At 64.9% G+C, this 14,733-nt stretch carries 11 protein-coding genes; all 11 read right to left on the bottom strand.

Annotated elements, in window-relative coordinates:
• Positions 1–104: 104 nt before the first annotated feature.
• Positions 105–1,145, bottom strand: coding sequence for an alpha/beta fold hydrolase (locus tag ACX80V_RS19335; RefSeq protein WP_058930195.1), 1,041 nt, complete (start codon positions 1,143–1,145; stop codon positions 105–107).
• A gap of 70 nt (positions 1,146–1,215) precedes the next feature.
• Positions 1,216–1,788, bottom strand: coding sequence for an orotate phosphoribosyltransferase (gene pyrE / locus ACX80V_RS19340; RefSeq protein WP_058930196.1), 573 nt, complete (start codon positions 1,786–1,788; stop codon positions 1,216–1,218).
• 10 nt (positions 1,789–1,798) lie between these two features.
• Positions 1,799–3,088, bottom strand: coding sequence for an FAD-dependent oxidoreductase (locus ACX80V_RS19345; RefSeq protein WP_485844512.1), 1,290 nt, complete (start codon positions 3,086–3,088; stop codon positions 1,799–1,801).
• 151 nt (positions 3,089–3,239) lie between these two features.
• Positions 3,240–5,507: a gluconokinase, GntK/IdnK-type gene (locus ACX80V_RS19350; protein WP_485844568.1), complete on the bottom strand. Its 2,268-nt coding sequence runs from the start codon at positions 5,505–5,507 to the stop codon at positions 3,240–3,242.
• A 56-nt stretch (positions 5,508–5,563) separates the two neighbouring features.
• The gene (gene manD / locus ACX80V_RS19355) at positions 5,564–6,793 is read right to left on the bottom strand and encodes a D-mannonate dehydratase ManD (protein ID WP_056348669.1); all 1,230 of its coding nucleotides are present in this window, start codon (positions 6,791–6,793) and stop codon (positions 5,564–5,566) included.
• A gap of 45 nt (positions 6,794–6,838) precedes the next feature.
• Positions 6,839–8,254 carry a glucuronide transporter gene (gene uidB / locus ACX80V_RS19360; protein WP_485844513.1) on the bottom strand — a complete coding sequence of 472 codons (1,416 nt, stop codon included), beginning with the start codon at positions 8,252–8,254 and terminating at the stop codon, positions 6,839–6,841.
• 300 nt (positions 8,255–8,554) lie between these two features.
• Entirely contained in the window at positions 8,555–9,961 is a 1,407-nt protein-coding gene (locus tag ACX80V_RS19365; RefSeq protein ID WP_485844569.1) for a mannitol dehydrogenase family protein, read from the bottom strand.
• Positions 9,962–9,981: 20 nt separating this feature from the next.
• Complete coding sequence (gene uxaC / locus ACX80V_RS19370) at positions 9,982–11,388, bottom strand: glucuronate isomerase (RefSeq protein WP_485844514.1); 1,407 nt, start codon at positions 11,386–11,388, stop codon at positions 9,982–9,984.
• Between the two features lie 80 nt (positions 11,389–11,468).
• Positions 11,469–12,530, bottom strand: coding sequence for a LacI family DNA-binding transcriptional regulator (locus ACX80V_RS19375; RefSeq protein ID WP_485844515.1), 1,062 nt, complete (start codon positions 12,528–12,530; stop codon positions 11,469–11,471).
• 105 nt (positions 12,531–12,635) lie between these two features.
• Positions 12,636–13,802, bottom strand: a complete 1,167-nt coding sequence (locus ACX80V_RS19380) for a Gfo/Idh/MocA family protein (RefSeq protein WP_485844516.1) — start codon at positions 13,800–13,802, stop codon at positions 12,636–12,638.
• Positions 13,803–13,862: 60 nt separating this feature from the next.
• Complete coding sequence (locus ACX80V_RS19385) at positions 13,863–14,723, bottom strand: sugar phosphate isomerase/epimerase family protein (RefSeq protein WP_485844517.1); 861 nt, start codon at positions 14,721–14,723, stop codon at positions 13,863–13,865.
• Positions 14,724–14,733: the final 10 nt, after the last annotated feature.

Here is a 14,733-nt window from a genome sequence, read left to right on the forward strand (position 1 = left end):
CCCTGCCGCCTGACTCCCAATTCCAAAGACAAACCGGTGGTTCCCGCTCGCCACACGGGCACCCCCACGCGCGCCGACCGAACGGACGTCACCTCATTTTCGGACTAGAAGACAGTCACCTTCGAGCCGCCGCGGGGCAGCGGAAAAAAGTCGTCCATGAGCCGCTCCACGATGGGCCGGTAGATGAGCGGATTCCAGCCCGGGCTCGCGTGCGCCGGGAGGGCCCCGTCCGTTTGCAGGTCCATGGAGACCATGTGGGGTTGGAACGCTGCCGACCACGCGTCCTTGGCCGTCTGGTACCGGACTGTGCGGTCTTTCGGGTTGCCGATGTACGCCATCCGGGTGGCGCCGAGCTTGTCCACAAACCGGTTTCCGTCGAAGTGGTAGATGTAGGCCGACTCGGACTGGATGAGGACACTGGACGGGGCGATCGGGGACAGCTGCTCCATGGTCTGGTCCAGGATCTGCCGCCAGGTCCGCTCGTCCTTGTGGATGACGCGCTCCCCCAGTTCGTAGCTGCCACGGACCACGGACGGGACCCGGAAGCCGCTCTCGTACAGGAACACCACGCCGTCGAACCAGCTCTCGTCCAGCACGTCGCTCCGGCTGTAGGGGCTGGAGTCCAGCAGGATAAAGTCAACCTCCACGCCGTGGAATTCCCTGAGCCGCGCGGCCACCTGGGTGGCCACCATGCCGCCGAAACTGTGGCCGTAGAAGAAAAGCTTGGTCAGCTTTTTCGCCCGGACATGTTCGATGACGGCGATTACCACCTCGTCGATGTCCAGCCCTAGGTTGGAATAGCCGACGGCGGCCAGCTGGCCGCGCTTGTTCAGCGCACCACGCATCGCGTTCAGGATCCAGAGCGCCTCTTCCCAGCTGGTCTTGTAGCCGGGGAAGAGGAACCAGCTGGCGTTCGGGTAGTAGGCGTCGGCGAAGTCGTCCGCGACCTGCAGTATGCGGTTGACCTGCCGCTCCGCCTGGACCCGGCGGGTGACCAGCATGTCCGCTGCCAGCAGGGCCGAGGCGCCCGTGCCGGCCAGGAACCCGCGGCGCGAAAACCGCTTGAGTGCGGCGGCATTGGCCAGCAGCCGGGCTTGATGAGCTCCTGGCTGTTCCTGCGGATCTGCTTCCCCCCTGTACGGCACACCTCTACCGTAGCCACAGCTGAAGCCGCCGCTGCAACCCCGGCCTCGGGTAACCCCTGGCGTGAACCCGCTAGGAGAGGCCCAGCTCGTCCTTGCCGAAGGCGAACAGGTAGGGCACACCGGTCTCGGCTTCGATCTTTTCCTTGGCACCGGTGTCCCGGTCCACGATGACGGCCACGGCCACCACGTTTCCGCCGGCCTTTTTGACACCCTCCACAGCGGTGAGCGCCGAGCCGCCGGTGGTGGACGTATCCTCCAGGACCAGGACCTTGCGGCCCTCAACCGAGGGACCTTCAACCTGGCGGCCCATGCCGTAGGACTTCTGGGCTTTGCGGACCACAAAGGCGTCCACGGTGCGGCCGGCGTCCACGGCGGAGTGCATCACAGCGGTGCCCACGGGGTCAGCACCCATGGTCAGGCCACCGGCGCACTCAAAGTCGATCCCGGCGTCGTCCGTCAGTGCCAGCATGACCTGGCCCACCAGCTTTGAGGCCTCGTGGTGCAGCGTGATGCGGCGAAGGTCGATGTAGTAGTCGGCCTCGGCGCCGCTGGAGAGGATCACCTTGCCGCGGACCACGGCAAGTTCCTTGATCAGTTCCAGCAGGCGGGCACGTGCGGCGGCAGCGTCAAGAGGGGAAGTCATGGTGTCCAGTTTAGTGGTTCCCCGATTTGTGACGGCGCGCCAAGCCGGGTGGCTTTGCTGCCGGCTGCGGCTGAACGCGGCGGGCGAAGGAAGGCGCATGTTCCGGCCGGGGTCCGAACGCGATGAGCCGCGGCATCAGCCGCCGGACCATAGGGGCGTGCCGGACCACAAAAAGCAGGGCCCGCGGGGGCTCCGTCCTCCTTCCGGCGAACAATGGGACGAACACTGCGCGGTGCAGCATGCGCTGCACCGTCTGGACAACAACGGTGGGCATCCTGCGCCTCCGTTCCACTCCAGCGAGATCCTGCACCGATACGTCCCCCCGGAGCAGTGCTGGCGCCAACCGGCCCGCTGCCGCCACGGCATCCTGGATGGCCAGGTTGATGCCCACGCCACCCACCGGGGACATGGCATGGGCAGCGTCTCCAATACACAAAAGCCCGTCCACGTACCAGCGCCGCAGCCGGTCCAGCCGCACATCCAGCCAGTGCAGGTCCTCCATGGACCGGATCGAATCCACTCGGTCAGCCAGGTCAGGACGCAGTCCGGAAACGCGCTCCCTGAAGCGTTCCACGCCCTCGGCCCGGATCCGCGCGTCTTCACCCTTCGGGCCGAGATACCCCATCTGGTAATAGTCGTCACGGAAAAGGGCGATCATGGCTTCCCGGTCTCGGAATGCCGGGACGATGCCCGCCACGGCGCCCTTCTCCGACGCATGGCGCGGAAGCCTGAACCACCATGTGTCGAAGGGGACGGGGTAGTTCCTTGGCTTCAGCCCGGCGGCCCGCCGCAGCACTGAATTGCGCCCATCAGTGGCCACCACGAGGTCCGCACGGAGTGCACCTTCGCGGCCGTCGAGCGTGCGGTAGCGGACGCCGGCGACGCGTCCGCCGTCGAACATTAACGACGTTGCTTCGTGTTGCATCAGGAGCGTGAAGGTGGGTTCGCGCGCGGCCTCCGTGGCCAGGAAGTTCAGGAAGTCCCACTGCGGCATCATGGCAATGTAGTTATACGGGGGCTTCAGGGACGCGAAATCCCCGAAAGTGACCAAGCCGGCGCCCGGGATGGGGATGGCAACGTTGTTCAGCCTGCTCTGCGGAAGCCGGTGGAAGCTGTCGCCCAATCCCAGTTCATCGATCAGCCTGATGTTGGAGGCATGCACGGTGTCGCCGCGGAAATCCCGCAGGAAGTCGCCATGCTTTTCAAGGACCGTGACCTTCACGCCTGCCCGGGCCAGCAGCAGCCCCAGCATCATGCCCGCCGGCCCGCCGCCAACAACGGCGCACACCGTTCGCTCCATGCACTAACGGTACGCCGCACGTGAAGTGGCCGCACTCGCCTGGTTTGGGACGCGGGAATGGCCCTGTGACGCAGAAATGGAATGGCGCTACGCATATCCGCGTAGCGCCATTCCATCTGCGAGTCGTCAGCCTAAAACCGCAGCGTTAACCCTAGAGCCGTGTGTCGAAAGAATCGCAGAAGACATTCTCGTTGAACGTCCCCTGGAACTCAGACTTGCCCATGATCTTCTCGATCGTGGCCCGGATGGCCTCCACAGTTCCCGCATGGGCGTGGATGGCGGTCTTGACCATCGGCACGTCGATGAGGTGGTTGGGCTGGTTCAGCGACACAAACACCGTGGGAATCTCGGTGACGTACCACGGGATTTCCGCGGCCATCGGGGTGGACCACTTGATCCGGATGGCCGCCTCCTGGGCAAAGCCCTTGACGTTCGCGAAGACAAACGCGGCGTCGTACTTGTCTGCGTAGTCGCCGGTGGCTTCCTCGGAGATGACCGACATGAAGTTCACGCCCGTCTCCCCCGCCGCTTCGCGCTGAGCGGCGGTTTTGAACAGGTGCACCTCGAAGCCGGCTCTTTCCAGCTCGTCCTTGACCGTGTCCAGGTACGCCAGCGGGTCCGCCCGGGTGAAGTCCGAGCCGCCGGAGATGCCGTACAGGCGGATCCGCTTGTGCGTTTCCGGCCGGATGGGAAGGTTGTGCGCGGTGTCCTTGACCAGGGTGACGGTCTTGTCCGCGATCTCCGCCGCGATGGCCCGGTGCGCCTCGCTGCCGATCACACCGAGTGCTTCCACGGGCGGAACCAGTTCGTTGCGCGCCTTCAGGTGCAGCCCCAGCGAGGCCTTGAGGGCCAGGATGCGGCGCAGGGCGTCATGCAGGCGCTGCTCTGTGATGACGCCGGACTTGTAGCCATCCAGCATGTACTGGAAGTCTTCGTCGGCGTTGCGGAAGAACAGGAACATGTCGCAACCGGCGGCAATGGTCGCGGGAACCAGGTCCTTGCGCTTCATGGCCTGGGTGAGCCCGATCATCTGCGAGGCGTCCGTGAGGATGAGCCCGTTGAACCCGAGTTCGCCGCGCAGCAGGTCCTGGAGCAGCTCCGGGGCCAGGGTGGCGGGCAGGATGTCCTTGTCCGCCAGGCCCGGGCGGAAGTGCCGGGAAAGCTCCGGCGCGCCGATGTGCCCGATCATGATGGACTGCACGCCGTGCCCGATCATTTCGCGGTACACGTGGCCGTACGTCTTGTTCCACTCGTCATAGCCGAGAGTGTTGTAGGACGTGACCACGTGCTGGTCACGCTCGTCCATGCCGTCGCCCGGGAAGTGCTTCATGGCGCAGGCAGTGGGAGATTCACTGATGCCGTCGAAGTACTCCTTGGCCCGCTCCACCACGATCTCCGGCGTGTTGCCGAAGGCCCGGGTGGAGATAACCGTGTTCCGCCAGTTGTAGTGGATGTCCACAATCGGCGCGAACGCCCAGTTGCAGCCCAGGGCAGCGGTTTCAACGCCGGCAACCTGCCCCATCCGGCGCGCGATGGACTTGTCCGGGTGCGACCCTGCCTGCAGGTGCGTGGACACAAACGTGCCGTCGTCGCAGCTTCCGGCGCCACCCATTTCCGGGTTGGACGCCACCAGCAGCGGCACCTTGGACTTCGACTGCGCGTACCGGATGTGTTCCTGCACGGCGGCGGACGGGCCCGGGCGGTACCGCATGCCGCCCACATGGAAGTTCTCCAACACGCCATCGAGGTACTCCGGGGAGTAATCGTTATTGTGGTTGATGAACAGCTGCCCGATCTTTTCCTCAAGCGTCATGGATTCCAGGGTGCTGTTCACCCAGGTGATCGCTGTATCGTCGAGGTTGAACGGCGCGGCCTGGAGGTCGACGTCGAACTGGCGCCCTGGGGTGCCAATGGCACCATGGGCGGGGCTTCCGACGGCGGCAGTCACCGCAGCTGCGATGCCCGCCAGCGCGTCGGCCACCACCTTGTCCACCGGACCGGCGATGTCCACCACGATGCCTGCCTCATCGGCTTCGAGTGCTTCAAGGGTTGCCAGCTGGGATTCCAGCAGCGCGGGCGGCATAAAGTGCCCGGAGCGGCCTTCAGTCCGTGCCCGAAGAACCTCCTTGCTGCCGTGCAGGTGGAGGAACACCGTATCCGGCGCCTGGGCACGGATGGCGTCGCGGTAACTGCGGCGAAGAGCCGAGCAGGCCAGAACCAGGCCGCCTGTGGCAGCTGCCAGTTCATTGCCCACCGTGGCAAGCCACGGCCAGCGGTCCTCGTCGGTCAGCGGAGTGCCCGCCGCCATCTTGGCGACGTTCTCCACCGGGTGGAGGGAATCGCCGTCGAGGAACTGAACGCCCAGTTCGCGGGCCACCAGGTCACCGATGGTGGTCTTGCCGCAGCCGGAGACGCCCATAACGATGACGCGGGGACCCGTAGCTCCTCCTGCTGGGGCGGGCGATGTCGCGGCGGTCACCAGTCGTGCACCGTTCCGTCTACCAGGCGGTTGTACGGCAGGTAAGCCTGCTGGTACGGGTACGCTGCCGCGGCTTCCTCGTTGAATTCGACGCCGATACCGGGCTTGTCGCCCGGGTGCAGGTAGCCGTCCTTGAAGGTCATGGACTGCTCGAAGACCTCGTTGGTCTTGTCCGAGTGCTGCATGTATTCCTGGATGCCGTAGTTGTGGATGGCCAAGCCCACGTGCAGCTGGGCGGCGAAGCCCACCGGGGAAATGTCCGTGGGGCCGTGGAAGCCGGACTTGATCTGGTACTGGGCGGCGAAGTCCATAACCTTCTTCAGCGGGGAGATGCCGCCGAAGTGGGTGGAGGCTGCGCGGACGTAGTCGATCAGCTGTTCCTTGATGAGGGTCTGGTAGTCCCACACGGTGTTGAAGATTTCACCGATGGCCAGCGGGGTGGTGGTGTGCTGGCGGACCAGGCGCAGGCCCTCCTGGTTTTCGGCCGGGGTGCAGTCCTCGAGCCAGAAGAGGTCGTACGGTTCCAGGGCTTTGCCGAGCTTGGCGGCCTGGATGGGGGTCATGCGGTGGTGGCCGTCGTGCAGCAGCGGGATTTCCGGCCCGAACTCGTTGCGCACGGCTTCAAAGACGGTGGGCAGGTGGCGCAGGTAGGCGCGGGTGTCCCAGTCCTCTTCCTGCGGGAACGCGCCGCGGCCGGCGGGCTCGTAGTCATAGCGTTCGCCCGAGGCCTGGGCCTGGGCGGCCACACCGTAGACGGCCTTGATGCCGGGGACAGCGGTCTGGATGCGGATGGACTTGTAGCCCAGTTCCAGGTGCTCACGGACTGAATCGAACAGCGACTCAAGGTCAGCGCCGGAAGCGTGGCCGTAAGCGCGCAGGCCGTTGCGTGAAGCGCCGCCCAGGAGCTGGTAGACCGGCATGTTCGCCATCTTGCCCTTGATGTCCCACAGGGCCATGTCCACGGCGGCGATTGCGGCCATGGTGACCGGCCCGCGGCGCCAATACGAGCTGCGGTACAGGAACTGCCAGGTGTCCTCGATCTTGTGCGGATCCTTGCCGATCAGCAGCTGGGCCACGTGCTCTTTGAGGTAGGCGGCAACAGCCAGTTCGCGGCCATTCAGCGTGGCGTCACCGATGCCGGTGACCCCGTCGTCCGTAGTGATGCGCAGGGTCACGAAGTTACGTGACGGGCTTGTCACGAAGACTTCAGCGGCAATGATTTTCACGGCAGATCCTTTCGGGGACTTCTGGTCAGTTTGTGGTGCTGGGAGTTAGTGGCCGGCAGTTTTGCCGGCGCCAACCGGGGTGCCAGCATCAGCGGTGGTGCTGGCGTCAGCGGCTTCGCCGGCGCCCACAGTTTTGGTCCGGCGTTCCTGGATCTCCTGGAGGATCTCCGCGTGCTTGGCGTCGGTCAGCGTGTACTTGGACATTACTAATACGGCAAGGATAGTCAGCACGGCAGGGATCGCGCCCGCCGCAATCTGAATGCCGAACAGGGCGTCCGCGGTCTGCGCCGCTCCGGACTTGTAGCCGCCCAGTGCCAGGGCGTATGCCGCCAGGGCACCGCCCACAGCCTGGCCGGACTTGCGGGTGAAGGAGAACAGCGCGTACGTGATGCCCTCGGTGCGGACACCGGTCCGCCATTCGCCGTACTCCACCGTGTCGGCTTCCAGGGCCCACACCACGATGTTGACGGCCAGGACACCCACGAGGCTGACCACGAGGCCGGTAAAGCCCATCCAGACCTGGCCGGCTGGGGCGAAGAAGATGATCGCACCGCCGAGGACAGTGACCAGCGAAGAGTAGATGTAGACGCTCTTCTTGCCGACGTTACGGACAAGTTTGGGCATAAAGGCGGCCAGGAAGAAGGTGAGCGCCAGCTGGATGATGGACAGTACGGGGTACAGGTCCAGGCGGCCCAGGACGTCGCGCAGGTAGTACAGCTGCACGGAGGTCAGGGCGAGGTAGCCGGAGAGGAAGAAGAAGGAGCTCAGGCACAGCATCAGGAGGGGCTTGTTGCCTTTGAGTGTGTCCACGCTCTGCTTGAACGTCACCTTGGGGACGGCGCGGTGCACGCGTTCCTTGGCGGTCAATGCGGTGAAGAAGTACAGCGCCGCCCCGATGACCACAAACACGAGGGTGATGGTGGTGAACATCGACTGGAGATCGGCACCGGGCTTGATCAGCGGCGCAACGAAGATGCCCAGCGAAGAGCCCACCAGCAGGGCGCCCACCATGCGGGCCGAACCCAGCTTGGCGCGCTCTCCCGGATCCTGCGTCATGGCGCCGGCCAGCGAGCCGTACGGAATGTTCACGAGGCTGTAGGCAAGGCCGAGGGCCGCATAGGTGACGTAGGCATACAGCAGTGTGCCGGATTCGCCCAGCTGCGGAACGGAGAAGGTTGCCACGCTCAGGAGGAGCAGCGGGATGGAGCCGAACATGATGAAGGGACGGAACTTGCCGAAGCGCTTGCTGTAGGTTCGGTCAACGATCCGGCCGGCGAAGACGTCAGCGAAAGCGTCAAAGAGCCTGACCACGAGCAGCAGGGTTCCGGCAGCCGCTGCGGAGATGCCGGCAACATCCGTGTAGTACACCAGCAGGAACATGGTTGCGGTGGTGAATGCGAGGTTGTTAGCTGCATCGCCGGCGCCATAGCCGATGATGCTGAGCTTGTTTAGCTTTTTCATGAATTGGGCTCCTTTACCCTTGCCGCCGTGTTGGCCAGCGAAAACTATTGAAATGCTATGAAGCGGTGAATCTTTGGCGATGCTGGAGCCGGCAGAATCCGCCTCCGACGGGCGTACCGCCGTGTGTTTCTCGTTGTCTGTAATCCTAGTCACTTGGCAATAAAATGGCAAGCGGTTGCCATGAGTTTCTGTTGAAACTTCATGAAACTGCAGGTCACCGAAACAGCACTGCCCGGTCCAGGCGCCTGGACCGGGCAGTGCTGTTCTTTATGAAGCAGAAGGGCTGCTGGAGGGTGATTCTTAGGCGTCCGCCGGGAATGTGCCGAGCAGGCCGGAAACGAGTTCCACGACGGCGTCGTCCGCTGCGACGGCAGGATCTACCAGCGCCAGGACCGCCCGCACGCGCTCTGCGCCTTCCAGTTGGTTGGCCGCGGCCACTTCAGTTGCCAGCGGATCGTGGAACGTCTCGGCCGCTGCGCTGAAGTCAATCCAGGCCGCGATCATCAGTGCCGCGGCGGCACCGGACCTGCCCTGGGCCCGTTCGGCCAGGAGGACGGGCACGGCCCGCATGCGCAGCTTGGTGCTCCCGTCCATGGCAATCTGGGCAAGGTGGTGGGCAATGCGCGCATTGCTGAAGCGGGCCAGGAGGGCAGCGCGGTACGCCGGGATCTGCAGGTCTGCGCCACCGGCCGCGGCACCGGACAGGTTCGCCTCGGCTTCGTCCCAGAAGCTTTCGACGCCGGTCAGGCACTGCGCGTCCGCGAGGGCCTGCGCCACCGTGGTGTGTCCGCGGAGCTGGCCGGCGTAGGCCAGCAGGGAATGAGCGCCGTTCAGGAGCCACAGCTTGCGGTTCTCGTAGGGCTCGATGTGGTCAACGAAGACCGCACCGGCATCCTCCCAGCGTGGACGGCCTGCGGGGAAGTCGCCGCTGAGCACCCAGTTGGTGAAGGGCTCAGCCACGACGGGCGAGTTGTCGCGGTAGCCGCAGGCGGCCTCGACGGCGGCGATGTCCGCTTCCGTGGTGCGCGGCGTGATGCGGTCCACGGACGTGCTGACAAAGCTGACGTTTGCCTCGACCCAGGCCGCGAGCTCCGCGTCCCAGGCCTGCGCCAGGCCCGCCACGGCATTGCGGGCTACGGTGCCGTTGTTGGCGAGGTTGTCGCAGCAGACCACGGCGAGCGGCCCGGCTCCGGCAGCCCGGCGCGCGGCGAGGGCGAAGACAAGCCGGCCCAGCGGCGTCGACGGGTTTCCGCTGCCGGAAGCCAACAGCGCAAGGTCGCTGGCGACGTCGGACGCCGTAGTGTCCAGCTGACCGTCGGCACCGAGCCGGTACGCGGCTTCGGTGACCGTCAGCGTGACCATGGCGGTGGCCGGTGCCGAAACGAGTTCCGCGAGCCGCTCCACGTCCGCGCCGTCCACCGCTTCCACGATGCTGCCGACGACGGAGAACGAGTCGCCGCTGTCAGCGCGCTCCACGAGTGTAAAGAGGCCGTCCTGCTCGGCAAGAGCCAGGGCGGCGTCCGGGCGCCGGCCGGTGAAAGCCGCAATGCCCCAGTCCGCGGCGTCGCCGGCCCGGCTGGTGTACCAGGCCTGGTGCGAGCGGTGGAAGGCACCGAGTCCGAGGTGGACGATGCGCACGGGTGGCTTGGCGGCAGGGTGCGTGCTCCGGTTCAGCTGCGGCAGCGATACGGCAGCCTCCTTGCCCATGGTGTCTGTCTCTTCGATGCTCACAGCTTGAAAACCCTTCGCGGGGAGGAATCGACGGTGTCCACGATGATTTCGTGGGCGCGGTCTTCACTGACACGGTGCTCGGCCACCAGTCGGGCCAGGAAGGAGGCTTCGATCCGGCGGGACGCATCGTGACGTGCGGGGATGGAGCAGAAGGCCCTGGTGTCGTCGATGAAACCGGAAGAACGCGAGAAGCCGGCCGTTTCGGTCACGGCGGAGCGGAACCGGAGCATGGCATCCGGGGCGTCCAGGAACCACCAGGGTGCGCCCAGGTAGACGGATGGGTAGAAGCCGGCCAGCGGTGCGAGCTCGCGGGAGAAAACGGTCTCGTCCAGCGTGAACAGCACCAGGTGGAAGTCCTTGGCCGTGCCGAAGTCCTGCAGCAGGGGCCGGATGGCCTCGGTGTAGTTGGTGGCGAACGGGATGTCGTGGCCGGTGTCGGCGCCGAAGGCCTCGAACGTGGGCGTGTGGTGGTTCCGGAAGGAGCCCGGGTGGATGGTCATGACCAGCCCGTCCTCCACGGACATGCGGCCCATCTGGTACATCATGTGGGCTTCGAAGGTGTTGCGGTCCTCGGCCGTGGCCTTGCCGGCGCGGGCGAGTTCGAAGATGCGCTCGGCCTCGGCGCGGTCCAGCTTGAGTGTGGCCGGGGTGGCCACACCGTGGTCCGCCGAGACTGCGCCGTGCTCCACGAAGTAGCGGCGGCGGTTTTCCAGTGCCGTGATGTAGCCCGCGTAGCCGCTGGCGCCGTCACCGGCAGCATCGAGCAGCCGGTCAACGTTGGCGCTCCAGGTGGGGTGCGCAATGTTCAGGTAGGCGTCCGGGCGGAACGTCGGCAGGACGCGGCCGTTGAAGGTGGCATCCTCGGCGATGGCCTTGTGGCTGGCGAGGTTGTCCAGGGGATCGTCCGTGGTGGCCAGGACCTCGATGTTGAAGTCCTTGAAGAGCTGGCGGGGACGGAAGCCGGGCTCCACGAGCTTGGCGGCGATGGCGTCATAGCTGGCATCGGCGGTCATCTCGCCCAGGTCCGCGCCCAGGTTGAAGACGCTGTCGAACTGGTTGCGCAGCCAGTAGCCGGAGGCCGTGCCCTCGAAGAGCGGCCAGGCATCCACGAACGTGCGCCAGATTTCGCGTGACTCGGGCGTGGTGGGACCGCCGGCGCGCAGCTTGTCCAAGGAGGCGCCGTTGGCGTGGATCAGGCGTGTGACGTAGTGGTCCGGGCTGACGAGCAGCGCGGCCGGGTCCGGGAACGGCGTGTTGTGCTCGATGACGGCGGCGTCAACGTGTCCATGCGGGGAGATAATGGGAAGGTCCTGGACGCGCGCAAGAAGGTCCCGCGCGATGCTGCGCGTTCCTGGGTCGGCGGGCAGGAGCCTGTCTGGGTTGGCAGCAATCGACTGTGACATAGATCAATAATCTGCCTGGCGCCGCGTTTTGTCAACCGGTTGCCATAAATTGCCAAGTGCTGAAATCGGCCCGCCGGCACTTACTTCGCCGGCAGGATCCTGCCGCTGGAACCGCGCAGCACCAGCTCAGTCTCCACGCTCAAAGTACCGGCCTGTTCCCCGCTGCCGTGAAGAACGTCCAGCAGGCGTGTGGCGGCCGCCTCGCCGCACTCCCCCAGCGGTGAACGCACGGTGGTGAGCGGCGGCGTCGTGAAATCCGCGCCGAAAATGTCGTCAAAGCCGACGATGCTGATGTGGTCGGGCACCACCATGCCGGCGGCCTGGAGCTCCTGCATGAGCCCGATGGCCAGCAGGTCGTTGTACGTCATGACCGCGGTTGCACCGCTGGCACGGACATCACGCGCAGTCTGCCGGCCGCCGTCGACCGTTGGTTTGCTGGACTCAAGCCGCACGGCCTCGAGCCGGGACCATTCGCAGGCTGCCTGCACGCCTTCCCAACGGCGTTCGGACATCCAGGACTGAGGCGGCCCCGCTACGTAGGCGATCCGCTGGTGTCCGTTGGCGGCCAGGCTGCGGACCGCCTCGCTGATCCCCTTGTTGACGTCCGGCACCACGCACGGAACGCCCTCCACTTCGCGGTTGATGACCACCACGGGTTTGTCTTGGGCCAGGGCGCGGATGTTGTCATCGTCCATGCGCGGGCTCGCGAGAATGAGGCCGTCCACCGTGGCCATAAGCCGACGGGCGGCCGTCAGTTCGGTTTCCGGGGATTCCGCGGATTCGGCGAGCACCAGAGTATAGTCCCGGCTGGTGGCGGTGGTTTCGGCGCCGCGGATGATGTCAAAGAAGGTGGGGTTGGTGATGTCCGCGACGATGAGGCCGAACGTGTTGGTCTTGCCCGTGGGAAGGGCGCGTGCGAACGGATTGACCTGGTAGTTCAGCTCGGCAGCCGCATCCTCGATGAGCTTCTGTGTTTTGGAGCTGACCCTGCCCGGCTTGCTCAGCGCGCGGGAAACGGTGGACGCGTTGACGCCGGCCATCTTGGCGATGTCGTAGATGGTGGCGTTGGATTTGCCGTCGCGGCCGTGCTTTTTGACCGAACCCGTTGAAGGGGCGGTGTCCGGCGTTTGGGGTTCAGTCACCGCCCCATCCTAACGAGGAAACCCCTTAAGCAGGTCGCAGCTGTGGCCGTTTTGGAGTCCAAAACGGCCACAGCTGCTACTCAGCTTCGCTAGTCGCTCGGGAGGTTACGTGCGCTGCGGGAACTTGCCCTCTTCGGCGATGCGCTTGTTGAGCTCGGCGAGGAACTCGTTCTCGTCGAAGTCCAGTCCGACTTCCTTGCCGGTCCAGGCGGAGAGGTGGATGGCGTTGGCAAGGCGGACCCCGTTGATGCCGTCCGAGCCCGGAGCCAGCAGCGGTGTGCCGTCCAGGATGTTGGCGGCGAAGTTCTCCAGGACACCGGCGTGCTGTCCACCCCAGACGGACTCGAACTCGATGACCTCGGTGGTGTAGTACTGCTCCGGGTTCAGCTCGCCCATAAACAGCTTGCGGACATCGTCCATGCCCATGCCGTCGCTGAGTTCGCGCTCCGGCTTGTGCAGGCGGGTGACCGTGGCGGTCTTGCTGCCCTCGACGACGATCTTGCCCTGGTCGCCCAGGATCTCGAAGCGGTCGGTTCCGGTCAGGTCGTGCGTGGCGGTGACAAAAACGCCGGTAACACCGTCTCCGTAATCAACCACCGCAGTCACTTCATCTTCGACGGCGATGTCGCGGCGGAAGCCAAAGGAAACCTTGGAGTAGACGGACTTCGGCACGCCACAGATCCACTGCCACAGGTCCAGCTGGTGCGGAGCCTGGTTGACCAGGACGCCGCCGCCTTCGCCGCCCCATGTTGCGCGCCATTCGCTGGAATTGTAGTAACCCTGCGGACGCCACCAGTTGGTGATGATCCAGTTGCTGCGGCGGATCTTGCCGATCTCGCCGTTTTCCACGATCTCTTTGAGCTTCTTGTACAGCGGGTTGTTGCGCTGGTTGAACATGATGCCGAAGGAGAGTTCCGGCTTGCTGGCGGCGAACTCGTTCAGTTCCTTGACCTGCTTGGTGTAGACGCCGGCCGGCTTCTCCACCAGCGCGTGGATGTTGCGCTTCAGGGTCTCGATGCCCATTTCGGGGTGCAGGAAGTGCGGCACGCAAGTCACGACGGCGTCAACGTCGCCGCTTTCCAGCATGGCGATGTAGTCGTCATAGAAGGGGGCATCCGGGTACGTGGCCGAGGCAAGTTCCCTCTTGGCCGGATCGGTGTCGCAGATGGCGCCGATCACCATGTTGGGGACCATGCCGTCCGTGATGAACTTGGCGTAGGCGCCGCCCTGCTGGCCCAGGCCGATGATGCCGAGGCGTACTTTCTTACTCACAGTTATTTGTCCTTTTCGTCGGTTGAGCTTGTCGAAACCAAATTGGGGAAGTGGGTCCGGTTAGAAGAGTTCGGACTGCCCCAAGGCAACCAGGTTGTCGTAGGAGGTCTGCAGTGCTTCCCAGACCGTGCGGCCATAGAGTTCGTCCTGCTCCACCAGCAGGTACCGGGCGCCGGCAGCCTGCGCGGCCGGGATGATGGAGGCGAAGTCAAGGTTGCCTTCGCCCACTTCGGCGAACTGGACGACGTTCTTGAACTCCGCCATGAATCCGGCGACGTCCCCTGAGTCCAGCAGCCCGAAGGCGGACTTGGGCAGTTCGCCGATGCGGTAGTCCTTGAGGTGGACCATGGCCGTGCGGCCGGCGTACTTTTCGAGGGTCCGGACCGGGTCCAGGCCGCCGCGCTGTACCCAGTGCACGTCGATTTCCATGCCCATGGCCGGGGAGTTCTCGGCGATGATGTCCAGCATGTACTTGCCGTCGAACTTCGCGAACTCGATGTGGTGGTTGTGGTAATACAGGCCCAGGCCCTGCTCCTGCAGCCGTTCGGCGTATTCGTTGGCCTGCTTCGCGAAGTCAATCACCGCGCCGATGGACGTCATTGCCTCGAACGGCAGCATACCGATCCGCAGCAGCTTCGAGTCCAGGCTCTTGGCGTCATCGACAATCTTGTCAAAGTGCTCCGCCAGGGAATCGCCAGGCCGGCCCTTGGGGGTCTCCATGGCCACGGACAGGGCCGCAATGTCCATGCCTAGTTCGCTGCGGGACCGGTCCAGTTCCGCGACGTTTTCCGGCGTCATCGGGATCTGGGAGATCTCGACGGCGTTGTAGCCGATGCCGCTGACCTTACGGAGCGTTTCGAACGCGCCGATCTCGGTGAAGCTGTCCTTCAGCATCATTGCCTGTACGCCAATTTTGGCCACTTTTTCCTCC

It is taken from the genome of Pseudarthrobacter arbutini, from assembly GCF_054510915.1.